This is a genomic window from Bradyrhizobium sp. 141, assembly GCF_023074055.1.
Taxonomy (GTDB): Bacteria; Pseudomonadota; Alphaproteobacteria; order Rhizobiales; family Xanthobacteraceae; genus Bradyrhizobium.
Genome location: NZ_JADPKR010000013.1, coordinates 478,993 through 503,452, shown reverse-complemented (window position 1 = coordinate 503,452; position 24,460 = coordinate 478,993). Strand labels below are relative to the sequence as shown.

22 protein-coding genes are annotated in these 24,460 nt (G+C 63.2%); 5 read left to right on the top strand and 17 right to left on the bottom strand.

Annotation, left to right across the window (positions count from 1 at the left end):
- The first annotated feature begins 132 nt into the window (after positions 1-132).
- Positions 133-3,321, top strand: a complete 3,189-nt coding sequence (locus IVA81_RS04615; RefSeq protein ID WP_247312875.1) for a multidrug efflux RND transporter permease subunit — start codon at positions 133-135, stop codon at positions 3,319-3,321.
- Here IVA81_RS04615 and IVA81_RS04610 read toward each other — a convergent pair.
- The 15 genes from IVA81_RS04610 to IVA81_RS04540 form a co-directional block, all read right to left on the bottom strand.
- A complete protein-coding gene (locus tag IVA81_RS04610; protein WP_247312872.1) occupies positions 3,318-4,046 on the bottom strand; it encodes a sulfite exporter TauE/SafE family protein in 729 nt (242 codons plus the stop codon). The genes IVA81_RS04615 and IVA81_RS04610 overlap by 4 nt on opposite strands.
- Positions 4,047-4,060: 14 nt before the next feature.
- Entirely contained in the window at positions 4,061-4,279 is a 219-nt protein-coding gene (locus IVA81_RS04605) for a hypothetical protein (RefSeq protein ID WP_247312869.1), read from the bottom strand.
- Positions 4,233-4,469 (bottom strand): hypothetical protein, encoded by a 237-nt coding sequence (locus tag IVA81_RS04600; protein WP_247312866.1) that lies wholly within the window; start codon positions 4,467-4,469, stop codon positions 4,233-4,235. Before IVA81_RS04600 ends, IVA81_RS04605 begins: the two co-directional genes overlap by 47 nt.
- A 251-nt stretch (positions 4,470-4,720) precedes the next feature.
- Positions 4,721-5,839, bottom strand: a complete 1,119-nt coding sequence (locus tag IVA81_RS04595; protein ID WP_247312863.1) for a helix-turn-helix transcriptional regulator — start codon at positions 5,837-5,839, stop codon at positions 4,721-4,723.
- Positions 5,840-5,950: 111 nt separating this feature from the next.
- Complete coding sequence (locus IVA81_RS04590) at positions 5,951-7,069, bottom strand: helix-turn-helix transcriptional regulator (protein WP_247312861.1); 1,119 nt, start codon at positions 7,067-7,069, stop codon at positions 5,951-5,953.
- Between the two features lie 145 nt (positions 7,070-7,214).
- Positions 7,215-8,738 (bottom strand): autotransporter outer membrane beta-barrel domain-containing protein, encoded by a 1,524-nt coding sequence (locus tag IVA81_RS04585; protein WP_247312858.1) that lies wholly within the window; start codon positions 8,736-8,738, stop codon positions 7,215-7,217.
- Positions 8,739-8,962: 224 nt separating this feature from the next.
- Positions 8,963-10,066 carry a hypothetical protein gene (locus tag IVA81_RS04580; RefSeq protein WP_247312855.1) on the bottom strand — a complete coding sequence of 368 codons (1,104 nt, stop codon included), beginning with the start codon at positions 10,064-10,066 and terminating at the stop codon, positions 8,963-8,965.
- Between the two features lie 204 nt (positions 10,067-10,270).
- The gene (locus IVA81_RS04575; RefSeq protein WP_247312852.1) at positions 10,271-10,519 is read right to left on the bottom strand and encodes a hypothetical protein; all 249 of its coding nucleotides are present in this window, start codon (positions 10,517-10,519) and stop codon (positions 10,271-10,273) included.
- Positions 10,520-10,598: 79 nt separating this feature from the next.
- On the bottom strand, positions 10,599-11,564 hold the full coding sequence (locus IVA81_RS04570; protein WP_247313329.1) for a helix-turn-helix transcriptional regulator: 966 nt from the start codon (positions 11,562-11,564) through the stop codon (positions 10,599-10,601).
- Positions 11,565-11,801: 237 nt separating this feature from the next.
- Complete coding sequence (locus IVA81_RS04565; protein WP_247312849.1) at positions 11,802-12,941, bottom strand: helix-turn-helix transcriptional regulator; 1,140 nt, start codon at positions 12,939-12,941, stop codon at positions 11,802-11,804.
- A 303-nt stretch (positions 12,942-13,244) separates the two neighbouring features.
- Positions 13,245-13,742 (bottom strand): hypothetical protein, encoded by a 498-nt coding sequence (locus IVA81_RS04560; protein ID WP_247312847.1) that lies wholly within the window; start codon positions 13,740-13,742, stop codon positions 13,245-13,247.
- 430 nt (positions 13,743-14,172) lie between these two features.
- On the bottom strand, positions 14,173-14,595 hold the full coding sequence (locus tag IVA81_RS04555) for a hypothetical protein (protein WP_247312844.1): 423 nt from the start codon (positions 14,593-14,595) through the stop codon (positions 14,173-14,175).
- A 12-nt stretch (positions 14,596-14,607) separates the two neighbouring features.
- Positions 14,608-14,829 carry a hypothetical protein gene (locus IVA81_RS04550; protein ID WP_247312841.1) on the bottom strand — a complete coding sequence of 74 codons (222 nt, stop codon included), beginning with the start codon at positions 14,827-14,829 and terminating at the stop codon, positions 14,608-14,610.
- A gap of 110 nt (positions 14,830-14,939) precedes the next feature.
- Positions 14,940-15,758 carry a lytic murein transglycosylase gene (locus IVA81_RS04545; RefSeq protein ID WP_247312838.1) on the bottom strand — a complete coding sequence of 273 codons (819 nt, stop codon included), beginning with the start codon at positions 15,756-15,758 and terminating at the stop codon, positions 14,940-14,942.
- A 35-nt stretch (positions 15,759-15,793) separates the two neighbouring features.
- The gene (locus tag IVA81_RS04540) at positions 15,794-17,647 is read right to left on the bottom strand and encodes an NAD(P)/FAD-dependent oxidoreductase (RefSeq protein WP_247312835.1); all 1,854 of its coding nucleotides are present in this window, start codon (positions 17,645-17,647) and stop codon (positions 15,794-15,796) included.
- A 174-nt stretch (positions 17,648-17,821) separates the two neighbouring features.
- Here IVA81_RS04540 and IVA81_RS04535 point away from each other — a divergent pair, with 174 nt between their 5' ends.
- The 4 genes from IVA81_RS04535 (at position 17,822) to IVA81_RS04520 (ending at position 22,807) form a co-directional block, all read left to right on the top strand.
- Positions 17,822-19,447: a long-chain fatty acid--CoA ligase gene (locus tag IVA81_RS04535; RefSeq protein ID WP_247312832.1), complete on the top strand. Its 1,626-nt coding sequence runs from the start codon at positions 17,822-17,824 to the stop codon at positions 19,445-19,447.
- 105 nt (positions 19,448-19,552) lie between these two features.
- Positions 19,553-20,662: a glycoside hydrolase family 172 protein gene (locus IVA81_RS04530; RefSeq protein ID WP_247312829.1), complete on the top strand. Its 1,110-nt coding sequence runs from the start codon at positions 19,553-19,555 to the stop codon at positions 20,660-20,662.
- 31 nt (positions 20,663-20,693) lie between these two features.
- Positions 20,694-21,905 (top strand): acyl-CoA dehydrogenase family protein, encoded by a 1,212-nt coding sequence (locus IVA81_RS04525; protein ID WP_247312825.1) that lies wholly within the window; start codon positions 20,694-20,696, stop codon positions 21,903-21,905.
- An 8-nt stretch (positions 21,906-21,913) separates the two neighbouring features.
- A complete protein-coding gene (locus IVA81_RS04520) occupies positions 21,914-22,807 on the top strand; it encodes a CoA ester lyase (protein ID WP_247312823.1) in 894 nt (297 codons plus the stop codon).
- Positions 22,808-22,856: 49 nt separating this feature from the next.
- Here IVA81_RS04520 and IVA81_RS04515 read toward each other — a convergent pair whose 3' ends face one another.
- Positions 22,857-23,765 (bottom strand): amino acid ABC transporter substrate-binding protein, encoded by a 909-nt coding sequence (locus IVA81_RS04515; protein WP_247312820.1) that lies wholly within the window; start codon positions 23,763-23,765, stop codon positions 22,857-22,859.
- 174 nt (positions 23,766-23,939) lie between these two features.
- Entirely contained in the window at positions 23,940-24,359 is a 420-nt protein-coding gene (locus tag IVA81_RS04510) for a nuclear transport factor 2 family protein (protein WP_247312817.1), read from the bottom strand.
- Between the last annotated feature and the right edge of the window lie 101 nt (positions 24,360-24,460).

The window sequence follows — 24,460 nt, the reverse complement described above, 5'->3', positions numbered from 1 at the left end:
GCGCGCGGGCAGCGCGACCCCGGAGTGACGCAGTCATAGAACACCAAGACATCACTTCTGGATTCCGGGTTCGCGGGCTTCGCCCACGCCCCGGAATGACGGGAGAGCTGTCTCTCGCGCAGGGGCAAAGCCATGAATCTCTCAAAATTCTTCATTGATCGTCCGATTTTTGCAGGCGTTCTCTCGGTCCTGATCTTCCTTGCCGGCCTGATCTCGCTGTTCGCGATGCCGATCTCGGAATATCCCGACGTGGTGCCGCCGTCCGTCGTGGTACGCGCCACCTATCCCGGCGCCAATCCCAAGGTGATCGCGGAGACGGTGGCAACGCCGATCGAGGAGCAGATCAACGGCGTCGAGAACATGCTCTACATGTCGAGCCAGGCGACCACTGACGGCGCCATGACGCTCACGGTGACGTTCCGGCTCGGCACCGACCCCGACAAGGCCACCCAGCTGGTACAGAACCGCGTGCAGCAGGCCGAGCCGCGCCTGCCCGCCGTGGTGCGCCAGCTCGGCATCATCACCAAGAAGTCGTCGCCCGATCTCACCATGGTCGTTCACCTGCTGTCGCCGAACGGCCGCTACGACATGACGTATTTGCGCAACTACGCCGTGCTCAACGTCAAGGATCGGTTGGCGCGGATCGACGGCGTCGGCGACGTGCAGCTCTATGGCGCCGGCGACTATTCGATGCGGGTCTGGGTCGATCCGCAGAAAGCCGCCGAGCATGGACTGACCGCGAGCGACATCGTGCGGGCGATCCAGGCGCAGAACGTCGAGGCCGCCGCCGGCGTGGTCGGCTCCTCCCCGAACGTTGCGGGCATCGATCTCCAGCTCTCCGTCAACGCGGAAGGCCGGCTTGCGAACGAGGAACAATTCGGCGACATCGTGGTCAAGACCGGTGCACGCGGCGAAGTGGTGCGGCTGCGCGATGTCGCGCGCATCGAGTTAGGGGCCTCCGAATACGGCCTGCGCTCGCTACTCGACAACAAGCAGGCGGTGGCGATCCCGATCTTCCAGGCGCCGGGCTCCAACGCGCTGCAGATCTCCGACAACGTCCGCGCCACCATGGCGGAGATCAAGAAGAACATGCCCGAGGGCGTGTCCTACCAGATCGTCTACGATCCCACCCAGTTCGTGCGCTCCTCGATCGAGGCGGTGATCCACACGCTGCTCGAGGCGATCGCGCTGGTGGTGCTGGTCGTGATCTTGTTCCTGCAGACCTGGCGCGCATCGATCATCCCGCTGCTGGCCGTGCCGGTGTCGATCGTCGGCACGTTTGCCGTGATGCACGTGTTCGGCTTCTCCATCAATGCGCTGAGCCTGTTCGGCCTTGTGCTTGCGATCGGCATCGTCGTCGACGACGCCATCGTCGTAGTCGAGAACGTCGAGCGCAACATCGAGGCCGGGCTGTCGCCGCGCGATGCCACTTATCAGGCGATGCGCGAGGTCTCGGGGCCGATCATCGCGATCGCCATGGTGCTGATCGCGGTGTTCGTGCCGCTCGCCTTCATCTCCGGCCTCACCGGGCAGTTCTACAAGCAGTTTGCGCTGACGATCGCGATCTCGACCGTAATCTCCGCCGTCAACTCGCTGACGCTGTCGCCGGCCCTGTCGGCGCTGCTTCTCAAGGGCCACAACGAACCGAAGGACAGGCTGACGCTCATCATGGAAAAGAGCCTTGGTTGGTTCTTCCGCGCATTCAACAAGGCTTTTACGCGCTCCTCGGAAAATTACGGCGGCAGCGTCACCAGGGTGATCTCGGGCAAGGCCGCCGTGATGGGCCTCTACGCGGTTCTGGTCGGCCTCACCGCTCTCCTGTTCCAGCAGGTGCCGAGCGGCTTCGTGCCGGGCCAGGACAAGCAATATCTGGTTGGCTTTGCCCGCCTGCCCGATGGTGCCACGCTCGACCGTAGCGAAGAGGTCATCCGCAAGATGAGCGACATCGCGCTGACCCAGCCCGGTGTCGAGAGCTCGGTCGCCTTCCCCGGCCTGTCGATCTCCGGCTTCACCAACTCGTCCAACGCCGGCATCGTGTTCTCGACATTGAAACCGTTCGACGAGCGCAAGAGCCCGGCCCTGAGCGGGAATGCAATTGCGGCCGATCTGAACAAGAAATATGCCGGCATCCAGGAAGCCTTCATCGCCATGTTCCCGCCGCCGCCGGTCAACGGCCTCGGCACGATCGGCGGCTTCAAGCTGCAGATCGAGGACCGCGCCGGTCTCGGCTATGAGGCGCTGAACGAGGCGACCAAGGCGTTCATGGCGGCGATGCAGAAGGCGCCGGAGATCGCCGGCGTGTTCTCGAGCTTCCAGGTCAACGTGCCCCAGCTGTTCGCCGACATCGATCGCACCAAGGCGCTGCAGTTAGGGGTGCCCGTGCCGGAAGTGTTCAATACGCTCCAGATTTACCTCGGCTCCTACTACGTCAACGACTTCAACAAGTTTGGCCGCACCTATTCCGTTCGCGTCCAGGCTGACGCACCGTTCCGCGCCCGTGCCGACGACATCAGGCAGCTGAAGGTACGCTCGTCCTCCGGCGACATGGTGCCGTTGTCGGCGCTACTCACAATCCGCCAGAGCGCGGGGCCGGAGCGCGCGATCCGCTACAACGGGTTCCTGTCGTCCGACATCAACGCGGCAGCGGCACCTGGTTTTTCATCGGGCCAGGCGCAGGAGGCGGCGACGCGGATTGCGGCGGAGGTGCTCCCGCCCGGCTTTGCCTTCGAATGGACCGACCTGACCTATCAGGAGTTCATCGCCGGCAATTCCGGCCTCTGGGTGTTCCCGCTGGCGATCCTGCTGGTGTTCCTGGTGCTGGCCGCGCTCTACGAGAGCCTGACCTTGCCGCTCTCGATCATCATGATCGTGCCGATGGGCCTGCTCGCTGCCATGTTCGGCGTCTGGATCTCCAAAGGAGACAACAACGTCTTCACCCAGATCGGGCTTATCGTCCTCGTAGGACTCTCGGCCAAGAACGCGATCCTGATCGTCGAATTCGCGCGCGAGCTCGAATTCGCAGGACGCACGCCGATCCGGGCTGCGATCGAGGCGAGCCGCTTAAGGCTGCGCCCGATCCTGATGACGTCGATGGCGTTCATCATGGGCGTGCTGCCGCTGGTGCTCTCGACTGGTGCGGGCTCGGAGATGCGGCGCGCCATGGGTGTCGCCGTGTTCTCCGGCATGATCGGCGTCACCGTGTTCGGCCTGTTCCTGACGCCGGTGTTCTACGTGCTGCTGCGGACCGTCACTGGCATGAAGCCGCTGACGCACCACGGCAGCGACACCAGCGCGGCGCCGGTCCAGACTGTGGGTCACTAGACCAGGGAAATCCCTGAGAGCAGCAACAGAACGAGCACGGTCTTGCGAAAGACCGTCTCGTTGACGCGGTGGAAGGCGATCACGCCGAGCGCTGATCCGGCAAACAGCGCCGGCAGGCTGACCGCGAGGTCGACGAAGACTTTTGACGACAGGTCCTGGTGTCCGACCAGCAGGACGATCGCGAAGAGCTGCATCGCGGCGATGAAAGGCTGCACCAGGCCGCGCTGCTCGCTCTTGGGCATGCCGCGCATGTCACACCAGATCGTCGGGATTGCACCCGGCATCGCCGTCAGCCCGCCGACAAGCCCTCCTCCGAACCCGATCAGCGCGACCCAGTGCCGGCCGACCGTCTCACCGGCCGTCACCAGCGTCGGGCGCAGCAGCATGTAGGCCGCATAGAGCGCGACGATGATGCCGAATCCGCGCCTGAGCAGATGAGTATCCGCGCTCTGCAACAGCGACACAGCGATGGGTACGCCGATCAATCCGCCGACGATCAGCAGCAGACTGCCCTCCCAGCGGATGCTGCGTCGGAGCGCCCACAGATTGGTTGCCTGCACGCCGATGCTGCACGCCATCATCAGCGGCACGGCTTCGAGCGGCTGAAACACCCGCAGCAGGATCGCACCCGCGACGGCCGAAAACGCGAAACCGGAGAGCCCAGAAACGAAGGCGCCGGCGAATACGGCAACGCTAAGCAGAATCAGAGTCGTGACATCAGGCACGGACCGTCCTCCGGTCAATCGTAGGGGATCTGCGGGACAACAGGATCGGGACTCTCGGTGCAGACGGCCGCCTCGCGCGGAAACGACACGTGCATCGCGTGCGCGTGGGATCGTTCCAGAAGCGCCAGTCCGACCAGCTGAAGTGCAACAAGCGCCGCGGTCAGCACGATCGCGACGATGTTGAAATTACGCGCGCTCGAATGCAGCTTGGCTGGCGTCGCGCTCGCGCGCATCAAATCCGTAGGCATTTCCTGAAACATCCTCTTCCTTGCCGGCCGGAATGATTTCGTTCAAAGGCAATGCTTCGTCCGGCTGCGCCAGCAGATGGTGATAGCGCTGCAATGCGCGCCGCGCGTCGATCTTACGCTGCTCGCGAAGCACGGCCACGACGCGAGCGACGATGTCACGGAACTGGTCGGCCATCGCAAGTGACGTCCTTCGCATGACGACCTCATCTCAACCTGTACGAGAGAATGATGGACTTCACACCAACCTGCTGTGAGTTGCTTCACACAAACTCTGATACGCCAGAACAAGTAATCGTGTGACGTGTCTCTAGAAGAGAACGCAAAAAATCGCGTCATTCGATCGAATGACGCGCGATAACTTTCTAATGATGTCTATGTTTGAACCTGCCGCGAGCTGCAGCGATCAGTCCGCGACGCGCGTGCGCGTCAGTGCAGAAGCGGATTGGAAAATCCCGCCGCAAGCTTGACAAGATCGGCCTGACGGGAAACGCCGGTCTTGGCGAAGACACGATGCAGATGCGTCTTCACCGTCGTCTCGGCGATCCCCAGTGCAGCCGCGGTCTCCGGCACACCGCCGACCTCGACGATTGACTGCAGAACGCGCAGTTCCGCAGGCGTCAATTCGAACGTGCGGTCGATCAGGCCTGCACATGAGCGACTGTCGAGTTCCGCTTTCCAGACAAGCAAGGCCCCTACGGCCGACGTGCGCTCCGTCGCACCATCGCGCAGCAGCGAGGGCAGCGCAATCACGTGTGCGACGTAGTGCGATCCGTCATGCGACGTCAGAGGGATCTTTCGGCCGTCAGCCGCCGCCACGGCAACCTCTCCCGGATCACGGAAGATATTGCGCAGGGCGAGGTTAGCCTCGGAGGATCTCGTCACCAGCCGACCCGAGATGGAGCGCAGGACATCGTCGGCGGCCAGGATCGTTTCCGCGGCCGGATTGCTGTGGACGATATGGCAGGCTGAATCGAGCAGGATGACGCCCGCATTCAGACGGTCCACGACGTCGGCCAGTGCGGTCGCCCGTTGCTGCTTCCGCTCGATCGCGCGGTTGATCATCAGAGCCCGGCTCGCATGCGGGACCAGGAACTGCATGCGCGCGCGCTGCTCGGCGTCAAGCATCTCCCTGCCCGGGATGACGGTCATCAGCATCGGACACGGCGACTTCGATTGCTCCAGCACCACGTTGGCGACGTCGACGCAGCCCTGGGGACGCAGCCATTCCTGATAGAAGCGCCCGCGGCGGTACTCGTCGAAATTCACGAGGTCCGGAATGTTGCGCACCTCGCCATACCCAGGAAGCCGGGCGAGCGGATCGTACCGGGAATAGGTTTCGGAATAGAGTTGGATGTAATGCGGATCGACCCCGCAATAATAGTGCGTCGCGCCGGACTTGCTGACCGTATCCTTCGAAATCAGACCGCAGGCCTGGCTGCCGATGAACGCATTGAGCATGACGACGACATCGCTCCACAGCTCAGGGTGGAGCCCCGCATCATAGATGCTCTCGATCAACTCGGAATGACCTGGAGGTCGGGGCATCGGAACAGCCAATGATGTCAAAGCTGGAGATTTGCGGAATGTTCTTCGCCCGGCGGCTTCTGTGAGTCTGCCGCCGAAGCAAAAGGTTCAACGCCGAGAGCGATCTACCGGTCAGTGGACGAGCGGATTGGCAAATCCCGCCCCGAGCTTGACGAGATCGGCCTGCCGGCGCACGCCGGTCTTGGCGAAGACGCGATGCAGATGCGTCTTCGCCGTCGTTTCTGCTATGCCCAGCGCGGCCGCCGTCTCCGGGACACCGCCGATTTCGACGATCGACAGGAACACGCGGAGCTCTGCCGGCGTCAAATCGAACGTCCGCGCGATCAATTCGCCACAGGATCGTCCATCGAGCGACACCTTGCGCACAAGCAGCGCACCGGCGGCATCGACGACGCGCTCGCTGCCATTGCGCAGCACGGAGGACAACGGCAGCAGATGAGCGACATAGCGCTCGCCCGTGGGTGACAGCAGCGGCATAGCATGGCCGCCTGCGGCAAGCAGCGTACCGTCGCGGCGGCCCGCAAGCGCGTCGCGAAGCGTCTGATTGGCTTCAGTGCTGCAGGTCACGAGCTGTCCGGCAACAGACCGAACGACGTCGTCGGCAGCGAGCAAGGCGTGACCGGCCGAATTTGCATGCACCAGGCGGCAGAAGACATCGAGCAGGAAGATTCCGGCCGTCAGATTGTCGAGGACATCAGCCAGTGCCGTCGCCAGCGTCAGTTGCGCGGTCATGGCGCGGTTGATGAGGAGCGCGCGGCTGGCGTGCGGCACAAGGAGCGAGAGGCGCTGCTTCATGCCTCGATCGACCATGCGGCGGCCCGACAGCACGGTCATCATCACGGGGCAGCTCGCATTCGACATCTCGAGCACGACATTGGCCGCATCGCTGCAGCCCTGCGGCTGCATCCATTCCTGGTAGAAGCGTCCCTTGCGATATTCCCCGAAATCGACGAGGTCCGGAATGCTTACAATCTGGCCGTGTGGCGGCAGGACAGTCAGCGGATCGAACTTCGAATGGGTCTCGGAATAGAGCTGGATGTAGTGCGGGTCCGCTCCGCAATAGTAATGCGTGACACCGGATTTGCTGATCGAGTCCTTCGAAAACAATCCGCAGGCCTGGCCACCGACGAAATCCCGGATGCCGGCCACGACGTTATTCCACAGCGAGGGATCGAGCCCGGCATCGTAGATGGATTCGACGAGGTCTGGCAGTTTCTGCGGTCTGTGCATGGCTCAAAATGGCACTGAATGATCAATGCCGGCGAGAATAACACAACCGTAGCATGCGACATCCTCCGATCGGAGGAGGCGCCGGCCGGGCGGATGGCACCCGGCCGGCGGGCGTCGTGTTCGAACCGCCAGGGCTGATGCCGGCTCAGAACGCGACGCGAACGCCGCCTTTCGCGGTGCCGGTGCGGCTCTGGTCGGACATCATCATGCCCTCGACCGCGCCGAACACGGACACGTTGCGGCTGGTGCGGTAGTCGAAGCCGAGGCCGACCACCGCGCCGACAGTGCTGCGGCTGCCGGGCGTGACGAACGACAGGTTCTGTCCGAGCAGCGCCGTGTTGATGGTGGCGTCGCCGACGCGCTGGAGCGCGATCACGCCGCCATGGATGTTGGCCTTGAGCTCGCCGCCGGCGAGACTGGTGACACGCGAGAGGTCCACCTCGCCGCGCTCCTCAAAGTCCTGCAGCGTGCGGCCGCCGACCGACAGGCCTTGCGCCGACCCGGTCTCGCTGTAGCCGTCGAACCGGCCGGCGACATATCGCAACCGCGCCGTCGGCGTCAGCACATAGCCGTTGCCGATGTTGAGCCTGTAGCCGTAGGCGACTTCCGGGCTGATGTACCAGCCGCTGTAATTCGCCCTCGCCGTCTCCATGCCGCCGACCGCGGCATTGTTCAGCACCAGACGGCGCGACCTGTTGTCGGCATTGCCGCCCTGGATCGTGAAGTCGAAGACCTGTGAGGCCCACTCGAAGCGGCTGTAGGCGCCGGCGAACACGTAATTGGTGTCGACCGACTGCGAGTTGAGGTCGACCGAGAGGCCGCCCTGCCCGCCGCCGAGGAAGGCGCCGACCAGCCAGTCCGGCCGCACCTTGCGGTCGATGCCGATCGCTCCGCCCCAGGCGGTCGAGGTCGCGCGCAACGTCGAGGCGGTCTCGTCCTGGATGCGCTGGCCGCCAAAGCTGTTGGCCCAGACCGTGATCGGGGCTGGATCGGTCCACAGGCTGCGCGGCGCCTTGGAGAAGGGACCGGCCTGCGCCGTCTCGGGCGCATAGGCCATCGCCATCATGTTGCTTCCGACCGGCACCGCGCCGCCGCTCAAGCGGCCCTGCACCAGCGAGGAGACGCCGCCCGTAAAATCCATCAGCGTACGATCGGTCAGCGCCAGCGCGGTGGGATCGAGGGTTGCGAGCGTGGTGCCGGAGACGACCGACGGACCGTTGAAACGACCGCCCGACACGCTGGTGTTGATGGTGCCATTGAAGTTGATGAAGGTCGGCAACGAGATCGTCGTCAGCGACGACACCCGCGTCGCCGGCGCGACGAGGTTAACATTGACTACGTCGGCCCCGAACCCGAAATCGACGACACCGTTGATCTTCGAACCCGGCAGCAATGTCAGGATGTCGGCATCGCTCGACAGCTTCATCGCCGTGCCGCCGGTGCCGGTGATCGTTCCGGAGTTCGTGATGTTGGCGGCGCCACCCGACTGGATTCCCAAGGTGCCGGCGATGGAGCCACCATTGTTGAGGTTGACGAAATTCGCACTCACGGCGACGCCGCCGGGAACATTCCCTCGAATCGTGCCGGCATTGACGATGTTCAGCGATCCGGCTGACACTATTCCGGAACCGCCGATGATACTGCCTGACGCCGTGTTCGCGATCGCCAAGGCTGCATCCGTGCTGGCGAAGTGCAGTATTGCCGCCCCGTCTGCCGCGATGCTCCCTGAATTGACGATCGTTCCGCCTCTGCCGATTTGAATGCCGACCGATCCCCCGCCAGCTCTGATCGTTCCGGAATTGTCCAGATCAATCCCGCGTATTGTAGCTATTGCAAACCCGGCACCCGACGCTTCGATCAGGCCGGAATTCCTGACGGTGGCATCGCTGGCAATTATTCCGAGATTGCCGCCGGAGATCGTGCCTGAGTTCGAGACCGATAACCTGTCGACAACGGAAATCGCCTGGAAGCCGGAGATTGTCCTGTATTCTGAATTCTGGCGGCGGTGCTGAGAATGGCTATGCCTGTTGCGCCCGCTGCGACGATTGTTCCAGAGTTCGTAATCGCGGCATCACTGGCGTCGATGCCCCTCGAGTCTCCTTGAACCAGGCCGGAATTGTCGAAGGTGATTACGCCGATGCTAATGCCCCGACTGTTCGCCCCCTGCGCAATGATCTGCCCGGCGTTCGAGCCATTGAGGCTTATCCCCAATATGGCGGCTCCGTTCGCGTCAAGCTGCACGATCTGACCCGTTAAGCCGTTCGTGAGATTTAGGGTGTTGGCGCCAATCGCGGTGAACCCGCCGGCGATCACACCGCTGTTGGCGACGGTCAGGAAGATGCTGTCGATCGCGAATCCGCCCGGAACAAGAGCACGAATGCCGCCGGAATTCGTGACCGTGAGACCTCCGTTACTAAGGACGGCAAATTTAGCCGCGTCGATCGAGCCTGTGTTGATGAGCTCACTTCTGTCGCTGCCTCCTGCCTTGATGCCGATGCCGTCTACCCCGGTTACAACGATGTGGCCCTCGTTGCGGATATGCAGCTCCTGTCCTGCAATCGCCGAGGCATTGTCGGCATTGGAGAAGATCTGGGATGAAGCCCCGAGATTATTGATTACCGCGTTGCTGCTTGCCCGAACTGCGACGTCACTTCCCTGGATCGAACCGAGATTGTTCACCGTGCCGCTGTCGAACACAAGTCCCGTGCCCGTACCGTTCAGGCTCCCCCCTGCGTCGATGTTGTAGGTATTGCCAACGTCTGCGGCTGTGCCATAGCCATTCGTCCCATTGGCGTTAGTCGTCGTCCCGGTGCAGTTGACGGTCGCATTGTTCACCGGCGCCGTCGGCGTGCATGCAGCCTCGGCCCGGTCGACCACGAGCAACGGCGTCATCAGCAGCGCCGGTGCAAGAAGTCGTATCGGTCGCCACACGAAACGCCATCGCCTAATGCTGTCCCGACCCGTCGCATTCATTTTCACTTCCTCGGTCGCCGTCATTTCGCCTCGCGGCCCACAGGCACATTGCCCCCGGCCTCCTCCGATCGGAGGACGCCGGCTAACACGAATTGGATTCGCTGAACGCCAAGGTAGAAAAGCCCGTCGCATCCGACTTGGACTGATACGACCGGGTCTCGGATCAGAACGACCCGATGCCGTTTCGCCGCGCACTGATGCAAAGTTGTGACATTGTCGCCGGGGCGCTTATGCCTGGTCCCAGCCGACCTTCTCCGCACTCTCGGACCAGACCTCGGCGCGATAGATTTCGCGCCCGCTATTGTCGCGGACGCGGATCCAGGCGTCGCGATCGCGCAGGTCGTCGCGCCAGACGAACAGATGTCTGGCCATCTCGTCGGCAACGACGAACGTCGCGTTGGATTGCTCGAAAATCATGCCGCCCGGATCGATCTTCACGACATTGCCGACCAACAGGTCAAAGAAAAAGCGGCGCATGCAACACTCCAACTACTGACAGCGCACGCCCGCGCCGCCCCTAAAATCGAGATTTGAATTGAAATCTGGTCGAACGCGGTCACGCCACCTCGCCGCTCCTGACATCGCTCGGCGTCGCGTTATAGGTCCGCCGAAAGCAGCGGTTGAAATAGGAGAGATCGCCGAAGCCGACGTCGTAGGCGATCGAGCTCACGGTGCGCTCGGCATATCCGGGTTCCCGCAGCATGCGATGGGCGCGCTTGACGCGTTGTTCGGTCAGAAAGGAGGAGAACGTCTTGCCGCCGGCTTCGAACAGGCGCTGGAGATAGCGCGGCGTCACGCCAAGCTCCTGGGCAACCGTCGCCACCGAGAGGTCCTGCCGCCAGCAATTGTTGGCAATGGAGACTTTCGCCTTCTGGAGCCGGGCCGCCTTGACGCCGCGCCGTCCGGCCAGTTCTCGCGTCTCACCGGTCGCACCGAGGACGAGCGCCAGCAGATCATGCAGGTGTCCGACCCCGAGCTGCCGGAGCTCGGGCGTCGCGAACGCCTTCTCCCGCACCAGCGTCACCGCGTAGTCGACCAGCAGCCCGAGTCCGGCGGAACCTTCCGGCATGACGCGCATCACGGCATCGTCGACGTCCACGATCATCGGCGCCAGCACCCGCCTCGGCACACGCAGCGAGAAGCAGCTGCCCAATGACAACCGCTCGAACGTCGTGACGTCTTCCGCGCTCGTCAGGACCGCCTCTCCTGCATGGAGCCTCAGATCGTGCCCTCGCTCGGATATTCCGAGAACGCCGGACCGGTTCACGATCAGGGCGAGACTGTCGTCGCCATCGGCCACCAGGTGCTTGGTGCGAATGACCCGCGCTCCGCGCAATCCTCCGATCAACAATTGGGCTTCCGGCAGGACGTGGGACGTGAAGCTCGCCGCGGCCGGCTTTCCTTCCCTTGCCTCGACCTCGGCCTTCAATACTCCGCGACAATAGAAATCGCGAAGCATCGGGATGCGGTCACCCTCGGGAATGTCGTTCGTTGAAACATTGAGAACGGAAAAATCAACCATGCTGCTCACTGCAATCTCTCCAACCGACGAGCAGGCCGGCCATACGCTGTCGTTTCCTCACACGCGCGTTCAATGCCGTCGCGGCATGTCCGTGCGGCGCACGCTGCTCTTCTTTTCACAAGCGCGATATACGAAAGTCCTAGATGACTCGCGTCCTGCGTTCGGAGGACCCGCGAGCTCGGCTCATCACAATGGATTGAGAGCGCGGCATGGAATAACGAGCCATGTGAGAACGAACTACCTGGCTCCGTCATCGCCATTCGTTCGCCGCGCGAATGGCACGGCAAAGCCGGCGGCGATCTTCACCAGATCGGCCTGCCTGCCAGCACCCGTTTTCTCGAACAAGCGGCCGAGATGCGTTTTCACCGTCGTCTCGGCAATGCCGAGCTTTGCAGCGATGTCGGGAACGCCGCCGATCTCGATGATTGCCATCAGCACGCGCAATTCGGACGGCGTCAGCCTGAAGGCCGCTGCGATCGCGTCGGCTGCGAGCAATGGCAGCATGGAGGCTCTTTGAACGAAGAGCATCGTGGCTGCGATGTCCCGTGGCGGGCTGCGATCCCGCTTCAGAGGAAAGGCATGGACCAGATAATGCTGCCCATCAGCCGACGTCGCAAGCTGGATCTGACGACGAGTGCTTCCATCGATTTCGCACAGGCCGCGGAATATCTTGTCGGTCTGGGTGTTGCGCGCCACGATCCGGTCGCCAACCATCGCGAGCAGATTGGCATCGGCGAACAACTGGCGGCATGCGGCGTTGGCATGGACGACCCGGCCGCCTGCGTCGAGCAGACAGATCGCCGTGTTCAGTCCGTCGAGGACATCGGCCAGGTCATCCACTGTATGGGAACGGGCCCTGATCTGCCGACCCATGATCTGCGACCGCTGGATGTGCGGAGCAAGCAGCCGCATGCGCTCACGCATCACGTCGTCGACGGTTCCGCGGGAGCGATGGCGCAACACCTGCAGGATCGTGGTGCGGGCGCGCGTCTTCTCGAGCGCGATCGTCGCAAGGTCTACCGCCCCTTGCGGTTCCACCCACTCGCGATAGAAACTCGTCTCCAGAAAATGCGCATGGGGCATGATATCGGTCACGCCGATCGTCTGTTCGGGGGCGAGAGTGAGGTGACGATCGAGCAGAGGGTCGAACTCCACGTACCGGTCACGATAAAGCTGACGGAAGTGGGCATCGATTCCAAAATGCTGGTGAATCTCGATCGAAAGCCGCGCAGAATCCCTGGACAGGATCATCGCGGCGCAGCCGCCGACGAAATGCGAAACCTGTTCCAGTGCGCTGCTACGCAGCGCGGGATCGACCGCCGCATCGTAAATCTCGCCGATGAGGGACGAGAACCGATTTGCCTGGTGGATCGTCATCGGACGGACGACGCAATCGGCGTGTGGCCCGCGCGAGGGGGAGAACTCGCGATCCGGGAACCGGCGGAGAAGACGGGCCGGTCAATTGCCGCCTTCGACGAGGAAAAAACGTTGCAGCCAGATGCTGGAATATCGAACATCGTCCTTGCGTAACGTCAACCGCAGGGTGCGGCTTGGACTGTTTCGCCAAAGACTAGGATAAATGCGAACAGCGCGCGGACTGTGTGCGATGAGTCACGCGCCCGTTCGTTGCAACCCGCTCATTGCCGTCGCCCTGTCGGCTTCAAAGCCGGCATCGGCAATCTATTTCCGGTTCTCCTCGCAGAACTTCAACGCCGCCAGCGCTTCGCCGGCACGCGGCATCTGCATCTCGATACTGTCGTCGTCATCGTCCTCGAAATCGAGCGTGAGGCGCTTGGCCTTCGACAGGCGATCCATCATCGACTGGTCGTACTCGAAGATGCCGCGCACGGTGGTCTTGTCCATGACCTCCCACTTTGCCTTTTTCATGATGTCCGCATCGTCAGTGCCGACATCAGCCCGAAGGATCTCGCCGACCTTCTCCCATTCCCAGCCATCGTAGATCATCACGATCACGATCGCCTTCTCGGAATAGGTGATCACGATGACGTAGTCGCGGTTCTCGTCATCCTTGTCCTTGTCGCCACGGCTCGCATTGCAGTGCGTATCCTGCGTACGCTTCTCGATGGTCCAGTCGGCGACCTTGGATTGTTGCGCAAGCGCCGGCCCGGCGCCTTGGGCGACCGCGGCCAGCAAAACGGCAAGAAGGAATCGTTTCATGTCAGCCTCCAGCGCGTTCCCCGGGCCGAGATGACCACCTCTGCGGGAGACCCGCAAGGGCCGGCGCCGGCTGCAAGAGGTGCCAGGGTCCTATCCCGCCGCGGCATTTGGCGGGCCCGCAGTGCACAAACCCACCCCGGGGGTTCCCCCGCGAAACCGCATTCCCGATGCGACGAAACACGCCTGAAACAGATCGCCGGTTAAGTGGTTGTCAAAATAAATACAGGGACGGCCACCATGCAATTCTTCCTCGACCTGATCTACGAATATTCCTGCTGCCAGAACCTCGTTGGCCAACCAGCGCGGGAGGACGAGCTATGATCGAGCTGATCTCCGCCCTGCTCGCCCTTTGCAGCGTCGGCGTCTTCGCGGCGCATGCGTTGGATGCCTACCGCACGACGCACTACTGAGCGCTCCGCCATTTCCGGCGCTAGAACGGCCGCCGGTAAAAATGCTCCGAATGGGTAGCCGGCGGAAACCGGTTGGCGAGCGCCAGTGCGCCCCTTTCGTCGGTCTCGAGCGCAATCTTTTGCGCCAGCATGACGTCGCCGGGCACCAGGAAGCCTGACGGGACGAAGCACCATCCCATCGTCGCCCGGCCTTCACCGTCGATTTCGTGGACGTTGGCGGCGGTGCCGTAGTGAATGCGATAAGCCTTTCCCGTGTCGCAGCCGACAACGTCGAAATACCGGTGCTCCTCGAATTGCGCGCGTTGTGCGGGCGAGAGCCATTCGAAGAGCAGCCGGCGGCCGCGGGCATCCGGCGTGTTCTCGCCGAAGAAGCGCCGATAGAGTTCGCGCAGCGCATGCAGGCGCGCACGCGCCGGGGCGCGGAGCCAAACTGCCGCGATCATGAGCAGCTCAGATCAACCGCCGACCAGACGGGGATAGAACAGCGTTTCCTGCGCGGTCGGATCGAACGATCGGATACGGGTCACCTCGCCCGGCCCGGTCCGCAGCGCGGCGGTGAAGCCGGCTCCGGTCAGCTCCCGAAAGCGCCGTTCGGCTCGCGCCAGCGCTTCGGCATTGCCAGGATCAAACTCGTGGCGCGTGTCGCCCGTCTGATCCAAAACGATTTGGGTTGCCATGGTGAGTCTCCTCATGCCCAGCCCCGAACCAGATCAAAGCAAACCTCGTGCCGTCAGTTCCCGATGGCAACAACTTTCTCATGCCGGCGCATCACGCCTTGCTGAACGATTTAACGCGAGGCCGCGGTCCCTCCGCCTTCGTCGATCTGCCGGCCCATCAGTGCGATGGCTTTCTGATAGACGCCGGCGGCATTCCAGGCCTCGATGGCGGCGAAATTCGGCTCGCCCGGCTGGTACCCGGCTCCCGCGCGCCAGCCATGGCCTTTGAGGAAATTCGCCGTCGAGTTCAGTGCATTGGCCGCAACTTCGAGATTGCCGGTGCCATATGCCAGGATATTCTTGGGCATGAACTGGGTCTGGCCGACCTCGCCGTGCATGGAGCCGCGGGTCGCCCCCGACAGCGTGCCGCGGTCGATCAGCTTCAGGGCGGCGTAGAGCTGGTCGGTGAAGAATTCGGGACGGCGGCAGTCATAGGCAAGGGTTGCGATCGACGACAGCATGTTCTGGTTGCCGCGCTGGCTGCCGAAGCCGGTCTCCATGCCCCAGATCGCGATCAGGGGCCCGGGCGGGACGCCATAGCGCTGCTGGATCGAGGCGAACAAGGCAGCCTGCGATTGCTTAAGCTGCCGCCCCTTGGCAACGATGGTGGTGGCGCCGCGCTTGGCGAGGAACTGATCGAGCGTGAGCTGGAAGCTGCGCTGGCCGCGGTCGGCCGCGATGGTGGCGCTGGCGTAATTGGTCTGCATCAGCGCCGCGAGCGCAGTCTGGCCGACGCCCTTGCCTTGCGCCTCCGCACTGAATTCCCGCTTCCAAGCTTCAAAGCCGGCCGGCGAGCTGCCGCACTGCGCGGCCTCGGCGGTGGGGGCCAGGCAACCAAGCAGCGCCACCGCGCCAAAAACCGCCCCCGCAACAGCCCTGCCCCTGGTCATACCCAATCTCCGTCCTGTACCGATCTGGCGCAATCCTACCCGTGCGAAGGCGCCGACTCCATGGCCTGATCATAGGACAATTCAAGGCCTTCCAGATTGCCTTCCTTCCGCCATTTGTCGAGCAGCCGCAGGAACGCCACCGGCCCGCGCCAATATTGGCTGTTTCTTGCCGCGATCGGATCGAACACGCCTTCGTTGTTGTAGTATCCGGGCGTGCATTCGGCGAGATAGGCCTGCCGGCCGACCGCGGCCTTGACGACCTCCTCGACCCAGGCGTTCACGGCGGCGACCGTCGGCTCCAGCGTCCGCGCTTTGCGCTTGCGCGCCTGGGCGATCACATAGGCGATGTGCTGCGATTGCTCGTCGATGATGTGCGGGAAGTTGGCGCTCTGGCCAGCCTGCACCGTGACGATCAGAAAGCAGTTCGGGAAGCCGCGGCTGTAGAAGCCATGCATCGTCTTGACGCCGTCCTGCCAGCGCTCGGACAGGCTGACGCCATCACGGCCATAGACCTCAAAGCCCATGCGGCGGGCGTAATCGGTGCCGACCTCAAAACCGCTGGCGTAGATCAGGCAGTCGAGCTCGTAGGCCTTGCCGCCAGCCACGACGGCGTTCTCGGTGATGCGCTCGACGCCTTGCCCCCTGGTGTCGACGAGATGCACGTTGGGACGATTGAAGGTGTCGAGATATTCATCGTGAAAGCACGGCCGCTTGCAGAACGCCTTGTACCAGGGCTTGAGCGCGTCCGCGGTCGCCTCGTCCTTGACGACCGCATCGACGCGGGCGCGGATCTCCTCCATCTTGCGGTAGTCGGCCTGCTCGATGACCTTCAGCGCCTCCTCCATCGAGGTCACCGGTTGCGGCTGACGACGCGGCGCCAGCAGTATCTCGCCGAGCAGGCCGGTCCAGCCGTCCTGCACCAGATCCCGTTCGAACGGCTCGCCTGATATCACCGACGTAAAATTGTCCATGCGCTCGCGTTGCCAGCCGGGCTCGAGGCTCCGCGCCCAGCCTTGATCCGTCGGCCGGTCGTCGCGCACGCCGATCGCCGACGGCGTGCGCTGGAAGACGTAGAGCTCCTTCGCCGAACGGCCGAGATGCGGCACGCATTGCACGGCGGTGGCACCGGTGCCGATGATGCCGACGCGCTTGTCGGCAAGGCCGGCCAGACCACCATCCGCATTTCCGCCGGTATAGCCGTAATCCCAACGACTGGTATGAAAGCTGTGGCCCTTGAAGGTCTCGATGCCGGGTATGCCCGGCAGCTTCGGCCGGCTGAGCGGACCTCCGGCTAGAATGACGAAGCGTGCGCGGATGCGATCGCCGCGATCGGTCTCGACCAGCCAGCGCGCTGACTGCTCCTGCCACACCATCCGCGAGATGACGGTCTGAAACAGCGCGCGCTCGTAGAGACCGAAATGACGGCCGATGCGCCGGGAGTGCTCGTAGATCTCCGGGGCCCGGGCGTATTTGCGCACCGGCATGTAGCCGGTCTCTTCCAGCAGCGGCAGATAGATGTAGCTCTCGGTATCGCAGGCAGCTCCAGGATAGCGATTCCAGTACCAGGTGCCGCCGAAGTCGGCAGCCTTTTCCACGATGCGGAAATCATCGATGCCGGCCTCGCGCAAGCGCGCGCCACAGAGAAGCCCGCCAAAGCCGCCGCCGACCACGAGCACTTCAGTCTCTTCACTGACAGCTGCGCGCGCAAACCCGGGATTGGCCCAGGGGTCGTCGAGGTAGCGGCCGAAATCGCCTGCTACCTCGACATACTGCGCCTTGCCCTCGGCACGCAGACGGCGGTCGCGCTCGTCGCGATAGCGCGCGCGGAGAGCTGCAATATCGACCGTAGGTTCGCCGGCTGCACCGGTCTTGTGTCTTTCCGCTGACATGCATTTCCTCCACGGAGAGCGCTGCTTCGCCGGCAGCTCGGATCAGTTAGCCCCGAAAAAGCGACGCTTGCAATCACGTCTCATCTTTTTGCGTGAACGCCAGGCGACGTTCCGCTAACCTCAAGCGCAAATCGCAAGCGTACGCCACGCAACGACGTGGCTCTGGAGGAGACCATGCAGGGATTGATGATGGACATGCCGCTTCTGATCAGCGGCCTGATCCAATACGCCGCCGACTATCACGGCGAAGCCGAGATCGTCGCGCGCGAGATCGAGGGCGACATCCATCGCTACACCTATGCCGACGCTCATCCACGCATCAAGCGCATGGCGCTCGCGTTGAAGCGGCTCGGCATGAATCGCGGCGACCGCGTCGGCACGCTGGCCTGGAATACGCATCGTCATTTCGAGATGTTCTATGCCGCCCCCGGCATGGGCTATGTGCTGCACACCGTCAACCCGCGGCTGTTTCCCGAACAGCTGGTCTACATCATCAATCACGCTGAAGACCGCCTGCTGTTCATCGACCGCGCCACGCTGCCGATCGTCGAGGCGATCGCGCCGCAGCTCAAGACGATCGAGGCTTACGTCGTGATGTCCTCGCGCGAGCGCATGCCTGAGACCAAGCTTGCCAACGTGCATTGCTACGAAGAGCTTCTGGACAACGAGAACGACGCCGGCTTCACTTGGCCGGAATTCGACGAAAAATCCGCCTCCACCATCTGCTACACCTCGGGCACGACCGGCAATCCCAAGGGCGTGATCTATTCGCACCGCGCCGCTATCCTGCAGACCATGACCTGCTGCAATTTCGACTTCCTGCCGGGACATGTCGAAGGCGTGCGCGAGGTGATGATGCCGATGGCGCCTCTCTTCCACGGCAACGGCTGGAACATGCCGTTTACCGCGCCCTATACCGGCTCGAAGCTGGTGCTGCCCGGCCGCAACTACGAACCGGACAAGCTCTATGAACTGCTCGAAGGCGAGAAGGTGACGCTATCGGCGGGCGTGCCGAGCTTCTGGCTGATCCTGCTCGACTGGCTCGGCCGCACCGGCAACAGATTCTCGACGCTACGCGCAACATTGTCGTCGGGCTCGGCGCCGCCGCGCGCGATGATCGAGAAGCTGAAGCGCGACTATGACATCGACTACATCCAGGCCTGGGGCATGACCGAGGCCCTGGGCTGCTCGATGCCGGGCCTGCGGCCGGGCTCGGAGCATCTCAGCGAGAGCGAGACATTCGACCGGCGCCAGGTCTCCGGCCGCGCCTGTTTCGGCACCGCCTTACGCATCGTCGACGATGCCGGCAGCGAGCTGCCGCGCGACGGCAAGACCGTCGGTCATCTGCGCGCCCGCGGGCCGTGGGTCGCCTCCGGCTACATGAAGCTCGACGAAGGCCTCGACCGCGACGGTTGGCTGATCACCGGCGACATGGCCGTGATCGATCCTCAAGGCCACGTCACGCTGACCGACCGCTCCAAGGACGTGATCAAGTCCGGCGGCGAATGGATCTCCTCGATCCAGCTCGAGGACGTTGCCTTGTCCCATCCCGATGTGCTGCAGGCCGCCGTGGTCGCGATCAACCACGAGAAATGGCAGGAGCGCCCTCTCCTCCTCGTCGTCCGCAAGAAGGGCGCGACGGTCGACGGCAAGACGCTGCTCGACCACATGCGCCCGAAGATCGCGAGCTGGTGGATGCCGGATGCCGTCGAATTCCTCGACGAATTCCCGATGACCGGGACCGGCAAGGTGCTGAAGTCGGCCCTGCGCGAGAAGTTCAGGGAATACCGCGTCGCGTGACCCTATGCGATCGCGCACGGGCCTCTCCGTGCGCGATCGTCTTCATCTTTTGGTAGATTTGAAGGCGATATAGCGAAACGTCGCTAATCCCTTATCGAGGACACCATGGCGTTTTCCGGATTGGGCCTGCATCTCGGCAATCTATCGCGCCTGTCGGATGCGCAGACGCGCTCGATCAGTCCCGAGAACTTCACCGGCGAGAAGGGCAAGGGCGGCATGTCCGTCGACGGCCCCGCCGCGCGCCAGGCGCGCGATCTCGGACAGGGCTGGAAGGTCTCGCCCTATGTCGTCATCGAACCGGGTACGACCTTCACGCTCGCCGACATTCAAGGTCAGGGCGCGATCCAGCAGATATGGATGACGCTGGCGCGCGGGCGGCTGCGCCACTCGATCCTGCGCATCTACTGGGACGACCAGGAACAACCGAGCGTCGAATGCCCGGCCGGAGATTTCTTCGCCTGCGGATGGGAAGAGTTCGCGCAAGTGTCCTCGCTCGCCGTTTGCGTCAACCCGGGCCGCGCTTTCAACTGCTATTGGGAAATGCCGTTCCGCAAGCGTGCGCGCTTTACGCTGGAGAACCGCAGCGAGGAGCAGCTCACGGTCTACTACCAGATCAACTACGCCCTGACCGACGTGCCCGAGGACTGCGGCTATTTTCATGCGCAGTTCCGTCGGACCAATCCACTGCCTTACAAGGAGGTCTATGGCATCCTCGACGGCATCAGCGGGGCCGGCCACTATGTCGGCACCTACATGGCCTGGGGCGTCAACAACAACGGCTGGTGGGGCGAAGGCGAGATCAAGTTCTTCATCGATGGCGATAGCGAATTCCCGACGATTTGCGGCACCGGCACCGAGGACTATTTTTGCGGCGCCTACAATTTCGATCCCCATGTCGCGCATGCCGGCCAGGGCCAATCCCGCTACGTGGAGTTCACCACGCCCTATGCCGGCCTGCCGCAGGTGATCCGCCCCGACGGCGTCTACAAATCGCAGCAGCGCTTCGGCCTATATCGCTGGCACATCCCCGATCCCGTGCGCTTCCGCTCCGATTTGCGGGTGACGATCCAGGCGTTAGGCTGGCTGCCGGGCGCGAAGGACGGAAAGTACCTTCCCTTGCAGGACGACATCGCCTCGGTCGCGTTCTGGTATCAGACGCTGCCGACCGCGCCATTCCCAAAACTGCCCAGCCCGGACTATCTCGAAATCGGCTGATCCTGTCGCCGATCGATCAAGGAGACCAGAGATGCTCTATCCGATGTCGCCAAAAGTCGTCGAGCTCAAGCGCAAGCTCGAGAGCTTCATGGACCGGCACATCTATCCGAACGAGGAGCGGTTCTATCGCGAGGCGGAGGAGCTTGGACCCTGGAAGGTCTATCCCGTCGTCGAAGAGCTGAAGCCGCTGGCGCGCGCGGAAGGCCTCTGGAATCTATTCCTGCCGGAGTCGGGCCATGGCGCAGGCCTGACCAATCTCGAATACGCCCCGCTCTGCGAGGTGATGGGCCGCTCGCATCTCGCGCCGGAGGTGTTCAACTGCTCGGCGCCCGATACTGGCAACATGGAAGTGCTGGAGCGCTACGGCACCGAGAAGGACAAGGAGCGCTGGCTGAAGCCGCTGCTATCAGGCGAGATCCGCTCCTGCTTCGCCATGACCGAGCCTGCGGTCGCATCATCCGATGCGACCAACATCGAGAGCTCGATCGTGCGCGACGGCGACCACTACGTGATCAACGGGCGCAAATGGTACACGACCAACGCGACAGATCCCCGCTGCAGGATCTGCATCTTCATGGGCAAGACCGATCCAGATAATCCCGACCGGCACAAGCAGCAATCCATGATCCTGGTGCCGATGGAGACATCAGGCATCGAGGTCAAGCGCCCTCTGCCCGTGTTCGGCTTCTACGGCGTGCCCGACCGCGCATCCGAGGTCGTCTTCACCAATGTCCGGGTCCCGAAGGAAAATATGCTGCTCGGCGAGGGCCGCGGTTTCGAGATCGCGCAGGGCCGTCTCGGTCCCGGCCGCATCCACCACTGCATGCGGCTGATTGGACTAGCCGAGCGCACGCTGGAGAAGATGTGCCGCCGCGTGCGCAACCGCGTCGCCTTCGGCAAGCCGGTCTCCGAGCAGACGGTGACGCAGGAGCGCATCGCGGAAGCCCGCATCATGATCGAGCAGGCCCGGCTGCTGACGCTGAACGCGGCCTACGCGATGGACACGGTCGGCAACAAGGTGGCGAAGGCGGAGATCGCCATGATCAAGGTCGCCGTGCCCAACATGGCCTGCCAGGTCATCGACTGGGCGATCCAGGCCCATGGCGGCGGCGGCACCTCGAACGATTTCGGTTTGACCCAGGCCTACGCCACCGCGCGGTTGCTGCGCCTTGCCGACGGCCCGGACGAGGTTCACAGAAACCAGATCGCGCGGTTCGAGCTGAAGAAATATTCGAACGCTTAGGCAATTCGATGGCCCTTCCCGATCCCGACATACGTCGCACCTGGCTCTTCGGGCCCGGAGCGGATCGCGCTGCGCATGCGAAGATGCTGGAGAGCGACGCGGATGCTCTCATCGTAGATCTCGAGGACTTTACGCCTCCCGCACGACGCGGGGAGGCACGCGGACTGCTCGACGGTTTCGTGAGGGAATGCCGCGGGCGGCAACGCCTTGCCGTCATCCGCATCAATGCCCTGGAGACCGATGGGCTGCTGGATCTTGCGGCCGCCATGACGGCGCGCCCCGATGTCGTCGCCTATCCCATGAGCGCCAGGGCGGCCCAAATGCATGCCCTGGACGCAGCGATCTCGCATTGGGAAAGCCATCTCGGCCTCGACAAAGGCAGCACGGAAATCCTACCCGTCTGCGAAACCGCGTTGGGTGTTGTCGAGGTCCGCACGCTGGCCGCGGCCAGCCGCCGCGTTCGTTGTGCGCTCCTTGGAGCCGAGGACCTGGCCAATGATCTCTGTGCCGAGCGGGGCGCGGATGGCCTCGAGCTCGACTATGCTCGAAGGCGCTTCATAGTGGAAGCGCGTGCAGCAAACATCGAACCGATCGATGCACCCTATACGTTCAGCGACGTCGGGGGCGCCGTTCGCGAGGCAACTCTATCCCGTCGCCTCGGTTACCGTAGCAAATCCCTGGTCCTGCCCGAGCATGCGAAGTGCCTCAATGATGTGTTCACGCCGGGAGCTGGCGAGATCGCGCACGCCGACGCAATCGTCGCGGGCTTCGACGCGGCACGCAGCCGAGGCGAAGATCGCGCGCTGGTGAATGGCCTGTGGGTGGAAGTGCCGACCTATCGCAACGCATGCAGGCTGTTGGAACGCGCGCGTCGCCTGGGTGCGCTTCCGAGCGCGCCCTAGTTCAGCACCTCGACCGTCATGCCGCCCGGTGCGGCAGGCCGCCCTCGCCTCAGTTCACCACGTACACATCGGGATCTGCGCTTGCGCTCGGCTTCTTGAAGGCGTTGCGCAGGGCCGGCGACATCGGGACGTTGTAGTTGAGACCGTTCGGCGGCGTCGGCGATTGCAGCCATTTCTTGTAGAGCACCTCGATCTCCGGGCTTGCATAGAGCTCCGCCGTGGCGCGATCGGCGAGCGCCTTGAACGGTGCGTCCTCTCTCCGCAGCATGATACCGTAAGGCTCGGGCTTCGAGAACGCCTCCTCGCTGATCATGTAGGCTTGCGGCTCCTTGGAGCGCGCGATCGCAACCGCCAGCTGCACGTCATCGAGTGCGTAGGCCTGGGCGCGGTCGGTTTCCAGCAGCAGGAAGGCTTCGGCCTGGTCCTTGGCCGGCATCACATTGATGCCGAGATTGCGTTCCGTATTGACCTTGGCGAGCTGCGTCAGGTTGACCGAGCCGGCCACCGCCGTGACCGCCTTGCGCTTGAGATCGTCGATGGTGTTGATCTTTGCGGCCTTCTTGGCTGCAAATCGCGTCGCACTGAGGAAATGCGTGTTGGTGAAGGCGACCTGCTTCTGGCGATCGGCGTTGTTCGTGGTCGCCGAACAGTGCAGATCGAGCGTGCCGTTGACCATCAAGGGAATCCGGTTCGACGAGGTCACGGCGAGCGTGTCGACGGCGATGTCGGGCATATCGAGCTGTTTTTTCACGGCATCGACGATCGTGAGGCAGATGTCCATGGCGAAGCCGACCGGCTTCTGGTTGCCGTCCAGATAGCTGAAGGGGACCGATGCCTCCTGATAGCCGAGCGTGATTTTCTTGGTCTCCTTGACCTTCTGGAGCGTGCCCGACAGATCTTCGGCTGAGGCTGCGCCGGCAAGACATGTGAGGGCCAGGAGAACGGTGGGTAAACGCATCGGCTCCTCCTAAGGGGCTCGCGCCTCCATGCCGGGCGCGATCGCGGGAGTTGATAGCGCAGGCGTGCTCCAGCCGCCAGACGTGCCTGCGCCTATCAGCTATCACAGCTTTCGATACGGCGAGCGGCTGTTCGTTTGCGCCGAAAGGGTCCCGCCCGAACAGCGAGATAGCTGTTACGCCTCGATGCCGCGCTGGACCAGGATGCGCTCGGCGCTGTCGTTCCAGACGTCCATCTTGGTGATCTTGCCATTGCGCACCACGAAGCGGTCGACGTAACGGTTGCCCTCGAACGGTGTCCCATCCGTCCATTCGCCGTAGAGCGTGCCGACGCTGTAGACCACGGTCTCGCCGTCGCCGGGGCAGACATCGAACCGGTCCATCTTCTTCTTGACCCAGCGGTAGCGCTTGGCGTTGAAGGCGGTGGGGCCGCGCGGATGATCGAACTCGCGCCCGCCGGTGAAGGTGATCACCGTACCCGGCGCCATATAGGCCGCCGCAGCGTCCGGATCCGGGATCATCGATGCCGTGAGATAGGCCTCCACGATCGCGGCGTCGGACATTGGTGCGGCTTCGGCTCTTGCGGCAACGGACATGGCTGGTTCTCCCGGGATTCGCGGAATACTAGCGCCAGTCTCGCAAAATCCATGCATATATTTTGAACATTTGCCCGGCTACACTGCCGACAATCTGGAGC

What these genes read in the sequence shown, in the direction of transcription:
- IVA81_RS04525 (WP_247312825.1), top strand. Translation starts at nt 20,694, where the DNA reads ATGCTCTATCCGATGTCGCCAAAAGTCGTCGAGCTCAAGCGCAAGCTC.
- IVA81_RS04535 (WP_247312832.1), top strand. Translation starts at nt 17,822, where the DNA reads ATGCAGGGATTGATGATGGACATGCCGCTTCTGATCAGCGGCCTGATC.
- IVA81_RS04580 (WP_247312855.1), bottom strand. Translation starts at nt 10,066, where the DNA reads ATGACGGCGACCGAGGAAGTGAAAATGAATGCGACGGGTCGGGACAGC.
- IVA81_RS04575 (WP_247312852.1), bottom strand. Translation starts at nt 10,519, where the DNA reads ATGCGCCGCTTTTTCTTTGACCTGTTGGTCGGCAATGTCGTGAAGATC.
- IVA81_RS04530 (WP_247312829.1), top strand. Translation starts at nt 19,553, where the DNA reads ATGGCGTTTTCCGGATTGGGCCTGCATCTCGGCAATCTATCGCGCCTG.
- IVA81_RS04560 (WP_247312847.1), bottom strand. Translation starts at nt 13,742, where the DNA reads ATGAAACGATTCCTTCTTGCCGTTTTGCTGGCCGCGGTCGCCCAAGGC.
- IVA81_RS04595 (WP_247312863.1), bottom strand. Translation starts at nt 5,839, where the DNA reads ATGCCCCGACCTCCAGGTCATTCCGAGTTGATCGAGAGCATCTATGAT.
- IVA81_RS04540 (WP_247312835.1), bottom strand. Translation starts at nt 17,647, where the DNA reads ATGTCAGCGGAAAGACACAAGACCGGTGCAGCCGGCGAACCTACGGTC.
- IVA81_RS04600 (WP_247312866.1), bottom strand. Translation starts at nt 4,469, where the DNA reads ATGGCCGACCAGTTCCGTGACATCGTCGCTCGCGTCGTGGCCGTGCTT.
- IVA81_RS04590 (WP_247312861.1), bottom strand. Translation starts at nt 7,069, where the DNA reads ATGCACAGACCGCAGAAACTGCCAGACCTCGTCGAATCCATCTACGAT.
- IVA81_RS04545 (WP_247312838.1), bottom strand. Translation starts at nt 15,758, where the DNA reads ATGACCAGGGGCAGGGCTGTTGCGGGGGCGGTTTTTGGCGCGGTGGCG.
- IVA81_RS04555 (WP_247312844.1), bottom strand. Translation starts at nt 14,595, where the DNA reads ATGATCGCGGCAGTTTGGCTCCGCGCCCCGGCGCGTGCGCGCCTGCAT.
- IVA81_RS04515 (WP_247312820.1), bottom strand. Translation starts at nt 23,765, where the DNA reads ATGCGTTTACCCACCGTTCTCCTGGCCCTCACATGTCTTGCCGGCGCA.
- IVA81_RS04510 (WP_247312817.1), bottom strand. Translation starts at nt 24,359, where the DNA reads ATGTCCGTTGCCGCAAGAGCCGAAGCCGCACCAATGTCCGACGCCGCG.
- IVA81_RS04520 (WP_247312823.1), top strand. Translation starts at nt 21,914, where the DNA reads ATGGCCCTTCCCGATCCCGACATACGTCGCACCTGGCTCTTCGGGCCC.
- IVA81_RS04565 (WP_247312849.1), bottom strand. Translation starts at nt 12,941, where the DNA reads ATGACGATCCACCAGGCAAATCGGTTCTCGTCCCTCATCGGCGAGATT.
- IVA81_RS04570 (WP_247313329.1), bottom strand. Translation starts at nt 11,564, where the DNA reads ATGGTTGATTTTTCCGTTCTCAATGTTTCAACGAACGACATTCCCGAG.
- IVA81_RS04605 (WP_247312869.1), bottom strand. Translation starts at nt 4,279, where the DNA reads ATGCGCGCGAGCGCGACGCCAGCCAAGCTGCATTCGAGCGCGCGTAAT.
- IVA81_RS04550 (WP_247312841.1), bottom strand. Translation starts at nt 14,829, where the DNA reads ATGGCAACCCAAATCGTTTTGGATCAGACGGGCGACACGCGCCACGAG.
- IVA81_RS04615 (WP_247312875.1), top strand. Translation starts at nt 133, where the DNA reads ATGAATCTCTCAAAATTCTTCATTGATCGTCCGATTTTTGCAGGCGTT.